Below are 17,117 nucleotides of genomic sequence, written 5' to 3' on the forward strand. Positions count from 1 at the left end.
TGAACAACGTGCATAGTCAGATAAAATTATCCGCAGCACAGTTTCGAATACTCGTGATTTTTTATAGTTTAGGCGACACTATTTTAGTCGTACCTGGAAGCTTAACGGCTGATTCTAAACAAGAGGCATGGATTCCAGCCATTTTAGGCGTAGGTGTAGGCGTTTTTCTTGTATGGATGTATATCAAACTTTCTAGCCTTTATCCGAATAAAACCCTTGTAGAACTAAACGAAGCCATTTTAGGCAAGTGGCTAGGAAAGTTTGTCTCTCTTTTATTTGTCGCTTCTACTCTTCTTTTTTGCAGTCAAGTTTTGTTTTACGTGGGCTCATTTCTAACAACTCGCATTATTATTCAAACGCCTATGCTTGCTGTTCATATTTTGTTTATGGGAATTGTGATTGTCGGCGTTCGTCTTGGCATTGAAACGATTGCCCGCTGTGCTGAAATTCTCTTTCCTTGGTTTGTTATTCCGTTTTTAATCTTAGTTTTTTCGATCTTCCCTCAAATTCATTATGAGAATTTGCAGCCTTTGTTAGAGGTAGGCGTTAAGCCTATTATTAGATCTATTCTGGTCTTTACAAGTATTACGTCTCTCACTTTTATTGTATTGCTGACCGTTTTCCCTGCTCACGTAGGGGAACCTGATCAGCGAAACCGCGCTTTTTTTACAGGAAGCTTAATCGGCGGAGGCATTATGATTATTATTTTATTACTTGGCATTCTTGTACTTGGAAATACGTATACACGTATTGCTTTATATCCAAGCTATGAGCTTGCAAGGCGTATCGAAGTTGCCGATTTCCTGAAAAATATTGAAGTAATCATGGCCATTATGTGGTTTTTATCTCTTTATTTCAAAACGTCTCTCTACTATTATGCGACCGTTTCCGGACTCACTCAAATTCTTGAATTAAAAAACTACCGAATTTTAACTCTTCCGCTAGGCATTATTGCCGTTACATTTTCACTTATCGTGTATCCAAGCATTCCCTATGAACAAACGTGGGACAGAGATACGTGGATTCCGTACAGTCTGTTATTTGGACTATTTTACCCTCTTGGGTTATTAATAGTTGGGAAAATTCGCGTAAAGCATTCGGCGTCTTTATCGAAATAAAAAGAAATTGAGACATAACGAAATCCATCCAATCAACAGCTAGAAGGAAGCTACATGCATGAAACTTAGATTCATCCTACCAATAAAAAAATCCGAACGATGAATTGTTCGGATTTTCCCTCAACGAAACTACTTTGTTTTACCCTCTTTTAAAAGAACACGGTTATACTCACTAATCCATTCCACAGCATATGTAAAATCATAGAGGGGAAAATAGATTTTGTTCGATAATAAATAATGGCGAAAACAAGTCCCATGACGGTAGCTGTAATCGGAAAGCCAATATGTAAAAGACCGAATACAAGAGCGGAAACGAAAATGCCCACAAGCACGTGATGGCGTTTGGTTAAGAAACCACATAAAACACCTCTATAAAGCAGCTCTTCTTTAATAGGCGTGATAACTGCTACACTTATAAAAAATATCCAGCTTGAAAGCAGCGTTTGATTAAAACTGCCTTGATTTAAATCTTTTTGCTGCTGATCTGCGCTTTCTACGTTTAAAAATGAAAGCATCACGTACTGCACCGCGGCTACAATTAAAAAGCCTACCACAATATATACATACGTTTTCCCTTCTTTTAATACCGAGACGTTCCACATAGGTTTTAAAAATCTGCGCACAGGTCTATAAAGCACCGCAACCCCTAGAAAAAATGCCGCGTCTACAAGCAGAGCATATGGGCCTTCTAATAAAATTCCTGTCATATTTGAACCCATAACTTCATCGTAAATAGCTACTCCAATTCCGGCTATGATTTGCAGTCCAAAGCCCAACACGATAAATAGAAGCAATGTGAAGTAAGTAAACTCTTTTTTCTTTTTAGGCTTTAAAACCGGTTCTGAATTTGTTGATAACGTACTCAAAATAGCAACCTCCAAAAATGATTCTTTCTCTCTAGTGCTCTCAAAATTCTATCATAAACTCAGTTTAATTATGTTATTTTTTAGGAAAAAAGTTATATTTTTTCACATTTTATACACAAAGGCAGGGCTTCAAAAAATCAATGCGCTAACCAAATTAGTTGTCAACTTCCTTATATTTGATTACGCTTGAAGAAATCTTACCGAAAGTGAAGTGAAAAAATGGCAAACATTTTAATGATCAACTTTCCCGCTGAAGGTCACGTAAACCCAACGCTTGGAATGGTAAAAGCTTTTTCAGACCGAGGTGATACAGTTCATTATATTACGGCCGAGCGTTTTAAAGAGCGCCTTGAAAACGCCGGGGCTATCGTACACATTCACCCAGACTTATTAAGCGGTGTATCCATCAAGCCTGAAACTCCTCAAGGAATCAACGCTTTTTTAAACATCCACATCCAAACGTCTTTAGATACGCTGAAGCTTGTTCATATATTATCAAAAAAAATTGAATTTGATTTTGTGTTTTACGACAAGTTTGGAGCAGGCGAATTAGTGCGTGATTATTTGCGGATCCCTGGCATTGTATCATCTGCTTCTTTTTTAATGCCGAAAGACCGTTTAAGAATGATGCCTCTCCATCCGGATTCAGACGTTCCATTTCAGCCGGATGAACAAGCTCAGTACGGGCTCAGCCTGCTGAAAAATCAGTTTGGCATAGAGCCTAAAAATCTGCTTCAATTTATGAACAATGAAGGCGAATTAACGGTCGTGTACACAAGCCGCTTTTTCCAGCCGCTTCATGAACATTTTGATGACTCGTGTTTATTTATTGGGCCAAGCTTTCCAAAGCGTCACCGCTCTCATGATTTTCCGTTAGAAAAGCTGAAAGACGAAAAAGTTCTTTATATTTCAATGGGAACGGTACTTCATGACGTAGAAGGCTTTTTCAACCTTTGCATCGACGCATTTAGCGATTTTGATGGAAAAGTTGTGATTGCAGCAGGAGACCGGGCCGATTTTAAAAGAATTAAAAAAGCGCCAGAGCATTTTATTATTTTGCCCTATGTTCCTCAGCTTGACGTGTTAAAAGAAGCGGACGTTTTTATCACGCACGGAGGCATGAACAGCGTAAACGAAGCTATTCATTTTAACGTACCGTTAGTCGTTTTACCTCATGGCAAAGATCAGCCGATCGTTGCTCAAAGGCTCGTGGAACTAAACGCTGGTTATCGCTTAGCAAAAGAAACGGTAAATGCCTCTCTTTTAAGAAGTGCCGTTGACGAAGTTGTCCGCGACGATTCCTATAAAAAAGGAATTAAAGAAATCAACGCAAGTTTCCAGCAGGCATCTGGCCCTGCCGCTGCAGCCGAACAAATTGTCAATTACGTAGTGAAGCAACATTCATAAAGAAAAGGTGCACTGATGTGCACCTTTTCTTTATAAAAACAGCCATGTACAAACTGTATATATGCCGATGATTAGTAAACTGACGACTGTAAGGAAAATCAATGCACATCCAGCTACAATAAGTTTATCAGCTCATTTGGATACGTAACGAGCAAAGCGTGCAGGTTGTCTCTCACTTCCCCAAGTTCTCTTCTTTGATATCTCGTTGAGTATTTTGCTTTGTTTTTTTGATACTACATAGCTCATAAGCCTCTCCTTTTTAGGTGTTTATGCTCATTTTAACAAGGGTACAATGAACTATAATTGATTTTCGAAGGGGCTCGTTTATGAACAATGATCTTTTACTCATTCAAGAGATAAAAAACCGAAAGAAAGAAGCACTTCATCAGCTTTACAATCGATATGAAACGCTTTTGTATCGTCTTGTCTATTCAGCAGTAAAAGATCCACATGCTTGCGAAAGCATCTTAACAGAGCTATTCAAAGAAATTTGGCATTCCCCTGATCTTTTGGTCAAAGAACGTACTCTTTCTCTTTCCTTGTGCAAGCAGTGTGTAAAAAATATAAAAAAGCACAGCCAGAACTCAGAGAAGATTTCGTCGTAAATCATTTTTTTGCTGTACATACTATGAATACAAATCCATATGACTGAAATAATCGAAAATATGATGTAAATCTGTAATCTTTATGCTATGAGTGCTGTAAGCAACGATTATTTCAGCCAGCATAAGAACAAATAAAATGGCCAATAGCACCTTAACAAGCGGAAATTGTCGGAACTGAGGAGAAAAAAGCAGCTTACTGACTGTATACAAAAACAGCAGGATAAAGTAAATCATCATGGCATTGGTCGCCTGAAGGGGCACATTCCAGACAAATATGTACACGCTGAATGTCAAAATTAAAATAAACGACATTTCTTTCCCGCTAAAAAAATCACTCATTGCGTAACACCTTTTCTTGTTCATGAATGAATAAGAAATTATAAACTCACGAAACATTAACGTTATTTTTACAACAGTATACACGATTTTCCTGTTAATTTCTATATACCGGTGTATATACGGAGCTGCTTTTAGCGGATTGGCGTCATGTTTTTGAGTGCAATGGGTTATAGTAACAGGGAAAGCTCATAAAGGAGGTATGGATAATGGAAAACACAAATCAATTTGTTCAAAAGCTGAACGACAATCAAGAAAAGCAGCGTAAAAATAAGCAGGGTCAAGCTACTGGCCACCCGGAGAAAAAACTTCCTAACAAACAGCATTAATATTGTAAAAGCTGGCTGTCAAAACAGCCGGCTTTTTTTGTGATCATTTTTCGGAAGTCGAAATGTTTGAAGGTAAAACAAATCCCCTGTTACAATAAACTGAACCCGCTGCAAAAACGTTCGCAGCTATACTTTCCTCTTAAGGAGCTGAATATAAAATGAGTAAATTTGAAAAATTATTCCAACCAACAAACATTGAAGCATTTGATTTACACACTCGTACAGCAATGGCACCGATGACACGATGCTTTGCTGATCCAGAGACAGGCGTAGTCGGTCAAGACGTTGTAGACTACTACCGCCGCCGCGCAAAGGATGGTATTGGCTTAATTATTAGTGAAGGAATTGTTATCAGCGAACGCGCAAAAGGAAATCCTGGCGTTCCCGGTATCTATACACAGGAACAAATTGATTCATGGAAGCCTGTAACAGAAGCTGTTCATGAAGAAGGCGGCACGATTATTGCTCAAATTTGGCACGTTGGCCGCTTGAGTCATCCTGAGTTAATCAATGGACATAAACCTCAGGCACCTTCTGCTATTGCAGCACAAGGTCAAGTGCCTCGTTTCCGCAAGCCGTACGAAGAGCCTGAAGAAATGTCAAAAGAAGATATTAAAGAAGTTGTAGGACAGTACGCTCAAGCAGCTAAAAATGCCATTGAAGCAGGCTTTGACGGCGTTGAAATTCACGGTGCTCACGGCTATTTAATTGATCAATTTAATTCAGACTGGTCTAACAAACGCACGGATGAATACGGAGGCGACCTTGCACAGCGATTAACGTTTATGAAAGAAGTGATTTCTGCTGTTATTGACGCTATCGGAAAAGAACGCGTTGTGATTCGCTTCTCTCCTCATAAGCTTGATAAACCAGACTATCGCTGGGATGATACCGAAAAAGCCATTCAAACGTATACAGAAGCTTTTAAAGAAACAGGCATTGAGATTATTCACCCGTCTATGCTTGATTTTTACGAAGATGTCCAAAACGGCCAAAACCTTTATGAAATCACGCGTAAGTACTGGGATGGACCAATTATCGGCGTGGGTGATTTAACGCCTGAATCAGCTGAAAAAGCGCTTCAAGCCGGCTGGATCGACGTAGCTGCTATTGGCCGCCCGCTAATTTCAAATCCTGATTATTTACAGCGTATTAAAAACGATGATGCTCTTGTCGAATACGATGCTAAAAAACATTTACCAGAGCTTATCTAAAAAAAGCGCTCCTTCCGGAGCGCTTTTTTTATTGGTTTACGTATGACTGAACTTCTTGTTTCCAAACAGCATAGCCTTGGCCTTTTAAATGAAGACCATCCACCGTGAAACTACTTTTTAACTGATTATGTGTAGATACTTTCGAATACAGGTCAATGTAAGAATCATTATGTTTCTTAGCGAGACGCTCTAAATAGTTATTTAACGCTATCACATCTTTATTGTCCACTGCGTCGCCGCATTTTTTATTGTTGACGGGCAGTACACTTTGAATATAGACTTTTGTATCCGGTGATTCTTTATGAATACGCTCAAGAATTTCAGCGTAATTGGCTTTGGTTTTTTTTACAGATTTTTGCTCATTTAAATCGTTAATGCCGATCATTAAGAAAATCTTTTTTGGTTTAGCATCTGTAATGCTTTTTAAACGATGCAATACCCCTTCAGTTGTATCATCGGCTACGCCTCGATTGACAATCTGCTTATTATGAAAAAGTTCGCTCCACTCAGAGCGCTGGGTAATGCTATCACCGAGAAATACGATGGACTCTTTAGGAATACTTAATTGCTTGAACAAAGTAGTCCGTTCAATGTAATAAGGATTGTCTCTATAGCTTTGCTTAGACGAACCCTTAGATGACAGCGGATTTTTCATCGCGCTGCTGCTTGTTGCATAAAAAGCAAAAACACCTATGAAAAGGACATTTAAAATAATGGAACTGATAAATACAACTTTCTTTGTTGAACTCACGAAAACGACACTCCTGTACTTTGTATGGTTTTTAAATAACTCTACGATGATATAGTAAAGCTTCCTGTTAACACTCTTTCCCTCCATACAAGACATTTAATCATTTTTTGTAAATAATGATTTTACATAAAAAAGAAGCGGCGCTCGAAAGCGCCGCTTCTTTTTCTATAATATAAGGGGTTAAAACGTACTTTTATTATAACATATAGTCTATGGTCATATTTTCCTCTATTAGAAAATAGTTCTTATGTCGTTTCTTTTTCCAGCTGTTTTTCTCTTTTTACTTGTCTTGCGAAGAAGAGTTCGTATACAACTGGAATAATAATTAAAGTAAGAAGAGTAGATGACGTAAGTCCTCCAATTACCGTGATGGCTAAGCCTTTTGAAATCAGCGTTCCGCTTGACGTAGTAAGCGCCAGCGGGATTAAAGCAGCAATGGTAGCAAACGCCGTCATTAAAATTGGACGCAATCGCGTTTTCCCAGCTTCAATAAGGGCTTCGCGGATTGTCATGCCTTTTTGTTCACGATTTTGGGTAATTCGATCTACAAGCACAATCGCGTTTGTTGTAACGATTCCAATCAGCATTAAGAATCCAATCATGACGCTGACAGACAGCGGTTCTTTTGCAATGACAAGACCAACTAACGAACCGATTGGCACAAAAATGAGTGACGATAAAATGATAAATGGAATACGCGCTTTTCCAAACGTAACGAGCATTGTTAAATACACAAGGCCGATTGCTGTTAAAATGGCTAGACCTAGAGATTGGAAGACTTCTACTGTCTCGTCGCTTCCGCCTCCTCCATCCAAGCTCACATCTTTCGGCAAGTCTAGCTTTTTCACTCCATCTACAACATCTTTGGTCACAGCTTGAACATCATCGCCTTTGATGTCTGCTTCTACTCGCGCAAATACTTTACCGTCGAGCTTTTGAATAGAAGTGAACGTATCAATTGTACGAACGTCAGCGATATCTTTTACTAACACAGGCTCTCTCTCTGTAAACACTTGCAGGTCTTTAATTTCTTTTACTGAGGCAAGGTCTTTATCGTACGAAAGCTGAACCGCTCGTTTTGTATTATCCAATTTTAAGTCTCCAACCGATACCGGTTTGGTTTGATCAGAGATTGTACCGAGCAGCTGAAATCCAGATACCCCGTACTCTGCGGCTTTATCAGGATCTACTTCTACTACAAGCTGCTTTTGCTTATCTGAGAAGTTATTTGTTACATATTTAAGACGTTTGTCTTTGTTTAAGTGGTTTTCCACTTGCTTAGCTGCCTTTTGCAAGTCATCTAAATTAGAAGAATATAAATCAACCGTCACGTTATTATTTGTAGGCGGCCCTCCTGTTGATGCTTCTTGCACATTAACTGTTGCTTTCGGTGATTCTTCTTTCGTGATGCTTTCCATTTTCTTTTGAACTTTATCAATAAACGTATCGACATTCACGCCTTCTTTTACATTCAAGAAATAGCCAACTTGGTTCGGACGTTTTACACCTGTTGAAAAGTCACGTGATCCAACTTCCGTTGTCACGTCTGAAATTTCGTTTTGGTCCGCAAACATCTTTTCAATTTTTAAGGATACATCGTTTGTTTTTTCAAGGGACGTAGATGCCGGTAATTGAACGTTGGCTTGAAGCATTTTTTGTTCTTCATTTGGAATAAACGTAAAGCCAAGTGAAGGAACAAGCGCAAATGATCCAAACAGTAAAATAAAGGATAAAATCAAAATTTTGATTTTATGATTAAGCGACCATGCAATCGCTTTTGCATACCCGCGCTGCAGCTTTCCTTCTTTTTCTTCAGGCGGTACTTTTTTAAATGCAAACTTTGCGAGAATCGGCACGATTGTAATCGCTACAAGAAGAGATGCTAACAGTGAAAAAACAACTGTTAAGGCAAACGGCAAGAAGAACTCTCCTGTAATTCCTCCTACAAAGCCGATTGGCAAGAATACGACAACCGTTGTAATCGTAGACGAGGTAATCGCTTTTAAAATCTCTTTTGTGGACGATTCGACAAGCTCATTGCTCATGCCTTCTTCTGAACGGCGAACGCGTCTGAAAATGTTCTCAATCACAACAATACTGTCATCTACTACGCGCCCAACGGCTACAGCCATTCCACCTAGTGTCATAATATTAAGCGAAATATCAAGCTGGTTTAAGAAAATAGCTGATACTAACAGCGATAATGGAATCGATATAATCGCAATGATTGTCGCACGGAAGTTACGCAAGAAAATCAGCACGGCGAGTGACGCAAATAATGCCCCGAGCAATCCTTCGCGTACTAATGTTTCAACAGACTTTTCAATGCCATCAGCTGAGTCAAAGCCAATTGCGTAGTCTAACTGATCGTCATATTTTTTCAAAATCTTCATCGTTTCGTTGGCCACTTCAACCGTATTAGCATCTTGCTTTTTTGTGATGGCCATCGACAGCGCATCTTTTCCGTCATAGCGTGTATATTCGCCTTGTTCTGTTACGGCTTCGACTTTGGCAATTTCGCCAAGTTTCACAGGCTGTGCTTCAGGGTTCATCGTGGATTTCAGCTGGATTTTCTTTAATGCATCGATCGTGGCAACTTTTTCTTCTACTCGCACTGGAATTTGAAGCTCTTTTCCGTTTAATGTTCCTGCTGGGAAGGAAACGGCTTTTTGATTAATTTGTTCTTTCATCCCATCAAGCGTTAAACCAGCTTGAGCTGCTTTTTCTTTATCGACCGTAATTTGTAAAAGGTCCTCTTTCACACCGCCAACTGAGACGGAGTTAATACCTTGAATTTTATTCAATTCAGGAATCACTTCATCGTTTAATACTTTTTCAAGATTTGCATCATCTTTTGCAAACAGTGAAATGTTGAAAATAGGGAAGGAACCAAATGAAAAACGGTTTACGTCTACATTTGATGACTCTGGCAAATCTAATTCTTTTATCGACGAGTTAATTTGTTGTTCAACTTTATCTAAATCCGTATTAAACGGGAATTCTAAATTAATAATACCGACGTTTTCATATGATACGCTTTGTACGCTTTTAACGCCTTCAATTCCTTTTACTTGGTCTTCGATTTTCGACGTGACACTTTCATTTACGTCATCAGGAGAAGCCCCAGGATACGTTGCTTCAATGGACAGCTGCGGAAATTCGATATTCGGCAGTAAATCAATTTTTAGTTTTGAAAATGAATATAGCCCCGCTAAAATAAGTAAAAATGAAACGATAAACACAGCTACCGCATTTTTTAAACTAAATCTCGTCAAAAAATTCATCTTTTTCCTCCGTTACGTAACTAAGTTATTTGAGAAGCCTTCATCCTTTAATAGCTGCAGACCCGTTTTATTTTTTTAAACAATTTTAGAGTACCCATGGGTCAGTTTTTCGTAAAAAAAACTCACCTCCTTTCATGTGCTGATGAACTGTCTATACAAACTGAAATTTGATGGTCGCACGCTCCCCCTGGAAGCGAGATAAAGGAAAAGCCGTCTTGACCATATAAATCCCAGCCTTCAAAAAACGAGCTGTCATGAAACATATCTAGCGCATACCCGTTAGAAAACGCAATTCGAAGTATACCGATATCTTCATACCACTGTATAGAGAGAATGCGCTGGCCAAGCAGCAGCGCTTCGACTTGCTGACGCTGCTCAGCGGAATGTAGCGATTTCCAGTCTGCTTGACCAAGCAAGATGCTGCGTTTGTTTTTTAGTCTCCATGGACATTCTGCCACAAGTCCGCCTTTACTAAATCCAAGAGAAAACGGCAGGGTGTTGTCTGTGTTTACCTTGGTAACGGTTTGTTCTTGAAAATATGAAAAATTAATTACTGTGCTGCTGTTATTCATCATATCCCTCCATTATCAACCAGTACCGACGAGTCATTTTTGGGTCTCAAAATAGCAACCTTCAATGTATAAGTTCACAATGAACTCCGCATAGTTCATGATATCTTCTTCTGTTATATCATCATCGGAAACGATATCCATCCTATACCCATTTAACATGCTGCAAAACGCTTTTGAGTGTAAAAAAGCGTTTTTTATTTTTTGCTCTTCAATCAATTTAGCAACAAGCCCGTGATAATCTTCAAAAAATTGATGAAGACGACCCATCATTTCTGGCATTTGGTGAGGGGCTTGCCAAAAAGAGTCCGGATATTTTTTAGTTTCGTAAAAAAAGAGCAGGTGATGTTTCGCAACTGAATAGAGCTTTTCGTGAAACGTTTGACATTTATCTGTTCTTCGCTTTGCATGATACAAAAACTCATCAAACGAACGATTATTAACAGCGATATAAAGCGACTCTTTAGACGAAAAGTACAAGTAAAGCGTTCCTTTAGATACACCCGCTAGTTTAGCAATATCAATCATTTTTGCTTCATAGTAACCTTTGGATCCGAACACTTCAAAAGCAGCATCTAAAATTTTCTCCCGCTGCTGTTTTCGGTTTGTCATGATAAAAATCCTCTCATACGTTTTCGATACTATACATATAAAATAATTAAAATAACTTGTCAACACGTAGTGTGCTTCTTTATACATTGCATCACAAGAGTATGTCAGTTTTTTAAACACAACACTTCTATAGCGCAAATTAAAGCGTTTTCGACTTTTTTGTGACAGATACAAATGATGCTTGTATATGAAGAGCTTGCTATGGTACATTTTTGTCATCGATACAGAAATTTATTCCGTCGTTACGGGAGGAGAAAACATGGTTCTTACATCACCAATCGGTCGCCTGCGCTTAGTAGGAATTTTAGAAGGAATTTCATTTTTACTGCTGCTGGGCATTGCTATGCCGCTAAAATATGCAGCGGGCATACCCGAAGCTGTATCAGTTGTAGGCGCAGCACACGGTGCACTTTTTGTGCTGTATGCTCTTGCAGTCGTTCATGTAAAATTCGCTCATAAATGGTCAATCGGCCGCTCTTTATTTGCATTTCTTATGTCGGTTATTCCGTTTGGTCCTTTTATTTTAGAGCGCCAGCTGAAAAAAGAACAGTAAAAGAAAAGAACGTCACGGACATCATGTTTCCATGACGTTCTTTTTCCTTACTGTTCCGCACTATTTTCGCTAAAGTGGTCAATCGTTTTCCACCACTTCAGTGAGTGAGGTTTTAATAGCATTCCAATTTCTTCTGGACTAATTTGCTGATCTATAATCATTTCATGCATTGCTTGAAAGAGTCCCGTTGTAACAGCTTCTTTCACATCAGATTCACCTTCTATATACAGCTGTTCAATCGCTTCAAACACATCCGGTTCACGTTCGAGCTGGCCGTTATATTCAAGAGAGATCAAATGACCCGCTACTCGGCTTAATTCATGCTGCAGCTCTTCTTTATCGTTGAAGTTGATTTCTTCGCTTGGCTCAAAAGATGGGCAAGCTTCTTTTAGTAATGGAATAACATTTTGTTTTGTAATCATATCTAAATTCCCTGCCTTTGCATGTGTGACAAATTCTCTATTCTTTACCCTTTTCTCTTTTTCTATAAACTTGTTTTACAAAACTTTACCGTTTTCTACAACTACTTCTCCTTTTTTCACTACGCTATCAATATGATTCAAGCCATACTGATATTGAAGGGTTCGATAACTAGAGACATTAAAAATCGCTAAGTCAGCTTGTTTTCCGGCTTCAATACTCCCAATCTTATCTCCTTGATTAATAGCATGAGCTGCGTTAATAGTTGTGGCTACAAGCACTTCTTCAGGACTCATGTTCATATTCATATTCATACATGCCAGATTCATCACAAATTGCTGTGAAGTCGTTGGAGATGAACCTGGATTGCAGTCTGTAGAAAGAGTAACTGGAACGCCTAAATCGATCATTTTTCTAGCATCTGGCCATTTCATTCCAACAAATAAGGAATTCCCCGGTAAAAGTGTGGCTACGATCCGTTTTTCAGCCAGTTTCTTTAACCCTTCATCAGAAGCATACAAAAGATAATCTGCTGATATCGCTCCTACCTCTGCTGCGAGCTCTGCTCCTCTGCAGTATTCAAAGGGGTCGGCATGTATTTTAGGAAGCATGCCATGGCTTTTCCCGGCTTCGAGTATTTCTTGACATTGTTGGAATGAAAAAGCATTTGGAAGACATACAGCATCATTAAATGCTGCGAGCTTATAAGAAGAAATTTGAGGAATCATTTCGTGAATAAGTAAATTGACGTATTTCTGCGTATCTCTTTTATATGCTAAAGGTACGACGTGTGCTCCTAAGAAGGTGCTTATGACATCAACTGGGTGTGTATCATTCAGCATTTTAGCGATTTGCAGCTGCTTCAGTTCTGTTTCTAGTTCTAAGCCGTACCCGCTTTTGACTTCTACAGTCGTGACTCCGTGAGCTAGAAAAGACGTAAGACGCTCATAGCTCTGCTGATAAATCCGGTACGCATATTCTTCCTGTGTTTGAACGACAGTGGAGTGAATACCTCCACCTTCTTCTAATAAATCCAAGTAAGAAGTTGGTCTTTCAAATCGCCTATAAAATTCTTCTTCACGAGAGCCAGCGTACACAGCGTGTGTATGAGGATCAATCAGACCCGGAGTCACAATTTTATGAGAAGCATCAATAATGGTTGCGTCATTCCTTTCCCTTTCATATTTTTGTTCTAGCTCTTTTGTTGTACCTACGGTCACAATTTGATCTCCTTCTATCCAGACTGAGCCATTTTCAATCACCGTCAAGTTTCTCATTTCTTTTCCAGCTAAAGGACCTTTATTTTCTTTGGCCGTTACAACTTGCGAAGCATTTTTAATCCATAGCGCTTTTTTGGACATCGTTGAATTTCCCCCTTTTCTAGCGTGTACCACGTTTTGGGGCTCCATGTTTACCGTAAACTCATTTAGATTCACCTACACATTTCGCACCTCTGCCTTCTTTCTTGTAGGTAGAAATTCGAAAAAGCATGTCCATGGTCTGAAAAGCGTGTTTTTAAGTCTTTAAAGCTAGATAACTTATATTTTTTTCAATTATATACGCTTTTAGACCCTTTTTTTTCTCCGTTTTCTTACTTATTGACTGTTGTTTTATACAGATATATCCTTATATACTAAATCTTTTATCACATGTATTTTATAAACATCGCGGCGAGGTCCCCTCAATAGGATAAATAATAGATTTCTAGGAAGAGAACGTTTATAATATTCTTTGAAGTTTTACTTTTAGAAAGATTCACTAATGGAGGAAGAAATATGATTGTCAACTATAAAAACCAAGCAACCGGCCATCGCATGAATAACGGCTGGAATCTTTTCTATGCGTCAAACTTAACGATGTGGCGCAAAGATGAAAAGTATTTGCTTTTAGATGAAAACCAAGATGTAGTGATGATCTTTGGCTTTAAAAAAGACGAAATCATTCTAGATAAATTGCAAACGTGGGGCTATACATTTGGTGTCCATCCAGAGAAAAAACAAATTTCTTGCTTGCAGCGTCAAGAAGAAATTGGTGAATAAAAAGAGGGCTGAAAAAATTCAGCCCTCTTTTTTATTAATGGGTTTGTTGAAACATAGCGCTCAGCTGCTTTTTTTCAGATGGTTTTACAACATAATACCATGTACCATCTACCATTTGTCCTTCTCCTTTTACCGTTACCGTTTCGAAATCAGGCCGTCCATTCTTAATGACGTTATACATCGTAAATGCATCGCTGACATCAATATTCGTTTGGATATGCTTTTTTGCGAGCGTGAGAAGACTTGGGATATTTTTCACCGTTGACATGTTCATTCCTTTATCTAATAGAGCTTCCACCACTTGACGCTGGCGATTGTTTCTTCCTAAATCACCTTTTGGGTCTTCATGTCTCATCCGTACATAGGCAAGAGCTTTTTCACCGTTCAACGCATTTTCTCCTTCAGGAAAGATAAATGAATCAAAGACAAAAGGAAACGGGTTATTCACGTTCACGCCGCCAAGTTCATCGACTACATCTTTGAACCCCTCCATATTTACTTTCACATAGTAGTCAACGTCAATATTTAAAAAATTCTCAACCGTGCGCACGGTTAAAGGAATGCCTCCGTATCGATAAGCATGGTTAATTTTCTCATCCGTCCCTTTTCCATCAATGTGCACGCGCGTATCTCTAGGGATCGGCATAACCTTTGCTTTATTATGGCTTTTATCTAAATTGACCACCATTAATACATCTGAGCGGCCCGTATCGCCTGGCCTTTCATCTACGCCCATAACGAGTACATTAAACGAATGAGGCTGCTCTTTAGCAGATGTTTGATGCTGATAGACAATTCCCAACCCAGCGGTTCCTAAAAGCAACATACATGCCGCTAAGATGCCTACTTTGTATTTTTTCATTCATACGGCCTCCTTTACACATCACTTACTCTCTATATGCCTTAATGAATGGAAATTTATACCTTCTTGAGGAAATTTAAGCACACGTCAAAAAAGCCCGCTTGTTGGGAAGCTGGCTTTTCACTAGTAGATGTTAGCTTGATTTTTGATGCACATCACGCTGTGCCCATTCACTTTCTAGCATACTCATTTCAATTAAGCTCCAGTACTGTCCATCTACAAGCCGGACATCTCGAAGAAGACCTTCGCGTGTAAAGCCAATTCGTTCATAAGACTGAATCGCCCGCTCGTTAAAATCAAAGACGCCGAGCGAAATTCGGTGAAGGCCCAGTTCTTCAAAACCGAAAGCTAACACTTTTTCAAACATGTGCGCGCAAAACCCTTTTCCTCTATACTTTTCACCAAGCAGCACTCGGCCAATTCTTCCTGTTTTATGATAATAATCAATATGAGCCAGGGAAATATGCCCAATAAGCTGTTCATTGTCATCTATGACAGAAAAAGCATAGGTAGAGGCACCATCTTCATTTGCATATCGAATGTAGTGTTTTAACTGTCTAGGAGTAAGCGGAAAAGAAAAGCTAGAGCCGCTCCATTGCACCATAAATGACTCGGAGGGAATCCAATCCATTAGCTGTTTAAAGTCTTTTTTGGAGAACGGTCGTAGAGCTATCACATAATTCTCCCCCTTATTATTTCTGACTTTTCTAAATATATTACATTTATCATAATAAACTGTCAACTGTCTATGTAAAAAAAAGCCATCATTTCGATGACTTATAGCTGTAATGCTTTTCTGAGAAGAGTTAAATCATGAGTAAATTCAAAAAAATAGGTTCTATTTTCATTGTCAAATACCATCATGATTGGTTTTTGATTCGGTTCAAGAACAAAAATAACTTCACTTGCCAGCGTGTTGACCCCACTATTTTCAATTTTCACGGCTGGATCAAGAGGTACTTTAACAAGATAGCCTTTTTTAGGAAGCGGACTTGCCTTTTTATATAAACCAGTAATGGACGCAATACTTTTTTGGGCTTCTTTTTGAACATTTGGAGGTTTGGGCGTTGAACGAACGACTCTGCCCGTTTCAATTTGAAACACCTCTACTTTTGGCTGTTCAGCACTTACTGCTTGCGGAAAAATAAAAGCAGCGAATACGACGCATACAGCAACCCATTTTCGTATCATTTTAAGCACCTCTTTCCATAGTGGATGAGATGGAGATAAGAATGGTCGTCTCTTCTTATACTATGACCTATTTTTACGTATTTATTTCACTAAATGAATGCCTATACTTCCATGTTTTTGTCATGTTCTCAGAACTTCCTCTATACACTACTAATAAGGACACGCTGTATGAGGTGATAAGATGTCGTGGTTTGAAGCATTTATTTTGGGAATCATTCAGGGGCTTACAGAGTTTTTACCGATAAGCAGCACGGGGCATTTGTATTTAGGGCGCCACTTATTTGGCTTAGACGATGCGGGATTGTATTTAGATACGATGCTGCACATGGGCACTCTGCTTGCTGTGTTTGTCTTTTATAAGCGTGAGCTATGGCATATTATTCGGCATCCCTTTAGCAAGCTTACAGGGCTTTTAGTGATAGGAACGATCCCTGCAGTTGCAATTGGTCTTTTGTTTAAAGACTATTTTGACAGCATTTCTAAATCTGGCCTAACGATCGGCTGGGAATTTCTTGCGACGGGACTGCTGTTATGGTTTGGTGATTCCGTAAAAAATGGCTATAAAAAAATGGATCATATTTCATACGGAGATGCTTTTTTTATCGGCTCGTTTCAAGCAGCTGCGATATTCCCTGCTGTATCCAGGTCAGGCTTAACGATGGTAGCTGCGTTAATGCGAAAATTAGACCGTGAAACAGCCGCTTACTTTTCCTTTTTATTGTCGACTCCGGCCATTTGCGGAGCGGTGTTACTTCAATTAAAAGATGTAGTCACAGGTGAAGTCGAGCAGCTTTCCGTTTTCTTTTTATTCGTCGCCACCCTTTCATCTGCTTTATTCGGTTATGTAGCGGTAAAATGGATGATCAATTATTTAAAGCATCATTCATTAAAAACGTTTGCAATTTACGTTTGGATATTGGGTGCAGTCGTGCTGGTTTGTCAGTTTACGGGGGTGTTTTAA

At 39.0% G+C, this 17,117-nt stretch carries 18 protein-coding genes and 1 pseudogene; 8 read left to right on the forward strand and 11 right to left on the reverse strand.

What is annotated here, in order from left to right; all coding sequences use genetic code 11:
* Positions 1 to 8: 8 nt before the first annotated feature.
* Positions 9 to 1,118 carry a GerAB/ArcD/ProY family transporter gene (locus AC1VNJ_RS06725; protein ID WP_482640484.1) on the forward strand — a complete coding sequence of 370 codons (1,110 nt, stop codon included), beginning with the start codon at positions 9 to 11 and terminating at the stop codon, positions 1,116 to 1,118.
* A gap of 149 nt (positions 1,119 to 1,267) precedes the next feature.
* On the opposite strand, the gene AC1VNJ_RS06730 is transcribed toward AC1VNJ_RS06725, so the two are convergent.
* Entirely contained in the window at positions 1,268 to 1,984 is a 717-nt protein-coding gene (locus AC1VNJ_RS06730; RefSeq protein WP_047750514.1) for a CPBP family intramembrane glutamic endopeptidase, read from the reverse strand.
* Between the two features lie 219 nt (positions 1,985 to 2,203).
* Here AC1VNJ_RS06730 and AC1VNJ_RS06735 point away from each other — a divergent pair, with 219 nt between their 5' ends.
* Both AC1VNJ_RS06735 and AC1VNJ_RS06740 read left to right on the forward strand, forming a co-directional pair.
* Positions 2,204 to 3,391, forward strand: coding sequence for a macrolide family glycosyltransferase (locus tag AC1VNJ_RS06735; RefSeq protein WP_482640485.1), 1,188 nt, complete (start codon positions 2,204 to 2,206; stop codon positions 3,389 to 3,391).
* 326 nt (positions 3,392 to 3,717) lie between these two features.
* Complete coding sequence (locus AC1VNJ_RS06740) at positions 3,718 to 3,996, forward strand: RNA polymerase sigma factor (RefSeq protein WP_028414412.1); 279 nt, start codon at positions 3,718 to 3,720, stop codon at positions 3,994 to 3,996.
* 21 nt (positions 3,997 to 4,017) lie between these two features.
* Here AC1VNJ_RS06740 and AC1VNJ_RS06745 read toward each other — a convergent pair whose 3' ends face one another.
* Positions 4,018 to 4,335, reverse strand: coding sequence for a hypothetical protein (locus AC1VNJ_RS06745; protein WP_028414413.1), 318 nt, complete (start codon positions 4,333 to 4,335; stop codon positions 4,018 to 4,020).
* Positions 4,336 to 4,541: 206 nt separating this feature from the next.
* On the opposite strand from AC1VNJ_RS06745, the gene AC1VNJ_RS06750 reads away from it, so the two are divergent.
* Positions 4,542 to 4,661 carry a DUF4023 domain-containing protein gene (locus tag AC1VNJ_RS06750; protein WP_080754499.1) on the forward strand — a complete coding sequence of 40 codons (120 nt, stop codon included), beginning with the start codon at positions 4,542 to 4,544 and terminating at the stop codon, positions 4,659 to 4,661.
* Between the two features lie 173 nt (positions 4,662 to 4,834).
* Positions 4,835 to 5,875 (forward strand): annotated as a pseudogene (locus AC1VNJ_RS06755) (alkene reductase); the annotation flags it as partial.
* 28 nt (positions 5,876 to 5,903) lie between these two features.
* On the opposite strand, the gene AC1VNJ_RS06760 reads toward AC1VNJ_RS06755, so the two are convergent.
* From AC1VNJ_RS06760 to AC1VNJ_RS06775, 4 genes are all read right to left on the reverse strand, one after another.
* On the reverse strand, positions 5,904 to 6,626 hold the full coding sequence (locus AC1VNJ_RS06760) for a GDSL-type esterase/lipase family protein (protein ID WP_482640486.1): 723 nt from the start codon (positions 6,624 to 6,626) through the stop codon (positions 5,904 to 5,906).
* 245 nt (positions 6,627 to 6,871) lie between these two features.
* Entirely contained in the window at positions 6,872 to 9,910 is a 3,039-nt protein-coding gene (locus AC1VNJ_RS06765; RefSeq protein WP_482640487.1) for an efflux RND transporter permease subunit, read from the reverse strand.
* A 122-nt stretch (positions 9,911 to 10,032) separates the two neighbouring features.
* On the reverse strand, positions 10,033 to 10,482 hold the full coding sequence (locus AC1VNJ_RS06770; protein WP_028414417.1) for a DUF6188 family protein: 450 nt from the start codon (positions 10,480 to 10,482) through the stop codon (positions 10,033 to 10,035).
* A gap of 33 nt (positions 10,483 to 10,515) precedes the next feature.
* On the reverse strand, positions 10,516 to 11,091 hold the full coding sequence (locus AC1VNJ_RS06775) for a TetR/AcrR family transcriptional regulator (RefSeq protein WP_028414418.1): 576 nt from the start codon (positions 11,089 to 11,091) through the stop codon (positions 10,516 to 10,518).
* Between the two features lie 259 nt (positions 11,092 to 11,350).
* On the opposite strand from AC1VNJ_RS06775, the gene AC1VNJ_RS06780 reads away from it, so the two are divergent.
* A complete protein-coding gene (locus AC1VNJ_RS06780; RefSeq protein WP_013083888.1) occupies positions 11,351 to 11,644 on the forward strand; it encodes a DUF3817 domain-containing protein in 294 nt (97 codons plus the stop codon).
* Between the two features lie 47 nt (positions 11,645 to 11,691).
* On the opposite strand, the gene AC1VNJ_RS06785 is transcribed toward AC1VNJ_RS06780, so the two are convergent.
* Positions 11,692 to 12,066 (reverse strand): DUF7674 family protein, encoded by a 375-nt coding sequence (locus AC1VNJ_RS06785; protein ID WP_028414419.1) that lies wholly within the window; start codon positions 12,064 to 12,066, stop codon positions 11,692 to 11,694.
* Between the two features lie 75 nt (positions 12,067 to 12,141).
* Positions 12,142 to 13,425, reverse strand: a complete 1,284-nt coding sequence (gene hutI, locus AC1VNJ_RS06790) for an imidazolonepropionase (RefSeq protein ID WP_482640488.1) — start codon at positions 13,423 to 13,425, stop codon at positions 12,142 to 12,144.
* Positions 13,426 to 13,839: 414 nt separating this feature from the next.
* Between hutI and AC1VNJ_RS06795 the strand changes: the two genes are divergently transcribed.
* Positions 13,840 to 14,103, forward strand: a complete 264-nt coding sequence (locus tag AC1VNJ_RS06795) for a hypothetical protein (RefSeq protein WP_013057818.1) — start codon at positions 13,840 to 13,842, stop codon at positions 14,101 to 14,103.
* A 34-nt stretch (positions 14,104 to 14,137) separates the two neighbouring features.
* Here AC1VNJ_RS06795 and AC1VNJ_RS06800 read toward each other — a convergent pair whose 3' ends face one another.
* The 3 genes from AC1VNJ_RS06800 to AC1VNJ_RS06810 all read right to left on the reverse strand — a co-directional run bounded on the left by AC1VNJ_RS06800 (position 14,138) and on the right by AC1VNJ_RS06810 (position 16,156).
* A complete protein-coding gene (locus AC1VNJ_RS06800) occupies positions 14,138 to 14,965 on the reverse strand; it encodes an LCP family protein (protein ID WP_047750510.1) in 828 nt (275 codons plus the stop codon).
* A 133-nt stretch (positions 14,966 to 15,098) separates the two neighbouring features.
* Positions 15,099 to 15,641 carry a GNAT family N-acetyltransferase gene (locus tag AC1VNJ_RS06805; protein WP_028414422.1) on the reverse strand — a complete coding sequence of 181 codons (543 nt, stop codon included), beginning with the start codon at positions 15,639 to 15,641 and terminating at the stop codon, positions 15,099 to 15,101.
* A gap of 101 nt (positions 15,642 to 15,742) precedes the next feature.
* On the reverse strand, positions 15,743 to 16,156 hold the full coding sequence (locus AC1VNJ_RS06810; protein ID WP_482640489.1) for a hypothetical protein: 414 nt from the start codon (positions 16,154 to 16,156) through the stop codon (positions 15,743 to 15,745).
* A 181-nt stretch (positions 16,157 to 16,337) separates the two neighbouring features.
* On the opposite strand from AC1VNJ_RS06810, the gene AC1VNJ_RS06815 reads away from it, so the two are divergent.
* Positions 16,338 to 17,117, forward strand: coding sequence for an undecaprenyl-diphosphate phosphatase (locus AC1VNJ_RS06815; protein ID WP_025751115.1), 780 nt, complete (start codon positions 16,338 to 16,340; stop codon positions 17,115 to 17,117).

The sequence above is a fragment of the Priestia sp. 3CA3 genome, from assembly GCF_056836725.1.

Excerpts from the sequence above, each read along its gene's own strand:
- AC1VNJ_RS06735 (WP_482640485.1), top strand. The coding sequence starts at position 2,204 with ATGGCAAACATTTTAATGATCAACTTTCCCGCTGAAGGTCACGTAAAC.
- AC1VNJ_RS06740 (WP_028414412.1), top strand. The coding sequence starts at position 3,718 with ATGAACAATGATCTTTTACTCATTCAAGAGATAAAAAACCGAAAGAAA.
- AC1VNJ_RS06745 (WP_028414413.1), bottom strand. The coding sequence starts at position 4,335 with ATGAGTGATTTTTTTAGCGGGAAAGAAATGTCGTTTATTTTAATTTTG.
- AC1VNJ_RS06750 (WP_080754499.1), top strand. The coding sequence starts at position 4,542 with ATGGAAAACACAAATCAATTTGTTCAAAAGCTGAACGACAATCAAGAA.
- AC1VNJ_RS06765 (WP_482640487.1), bottom strand. The coding sequence starts at position 9,910 with ATGAATTTTTTGACGAGATTTAGTTTAAAAAATGCGGTAGCTGTGTTT.
- AC1VNJ_RS06770 (WP_028414417.1), bottom strand. The coding sequence starts at position 10,482 with ATGAATAACAGCAGCACAGTAATTAATTTTTCATATTTTCAAGAACAA.
- AC1VNJ_RS06775 (WP_028414418.1), bottom strand. The coding sequence starts at position 11,091 with ATGACAAACCGAAAACAGCAGCGGGAGAAAATTTTAGATGCTGCTTTT.
- AC1VNJ_RS06780 (WP_013083888.1), top strand. The coding sequence starts at position 11,351 with ATGGTTCTTACATCACCAATCGGTCGCCTGCGCTTAGTAGGAATTTTA.
- AC1VNJ_RS06785 (WP_028414419.1), bottom strand. The coding sequence starts at position 12,066 with ATGATTACAAAACAAAATGTTATTCCATTACTAAAAGAAGCTTGCCCA.
- hutI (WP_482640488.1), bottom strand. The coding sequence starts at position 13,425 with ATGTCCAAAAAAGCGCTATGGATTAAAAATGCTTCGCAAGTTGTAACG.
- AC1VNJ_RS06795 (WP_013057818.1), top strand. The coding sequence starts at position 13,840 with ATGATTGTCAACTATAAAAACCAAGCAACCGGCCATCGCATGAATAAC.
- AC1VNJ_RS06800 (WP_047750510.1), bottom strand. The coding sequence starts at position 14,965 with ATGAAAAAATACAAAGTAGGCATCTTAGCGGCATGTATGTTGCTTTTA.
- AC1VNJ_RS06810 (WP_482640489.1), bottom strand. The coding sequence starts at position 16,156 with ATGATACGAAAATGGGTTGCTGTATGCGTCGTATTCGCTGCTTTTATT.
- AC1VNJ_RS06815 (WP_025751115.1), top strand. The coding sequence starts at position 16,338 with ATGTCGTGGTTTGAAGCATTTATTTTGGGAATCATTCAGGGGCTTACA.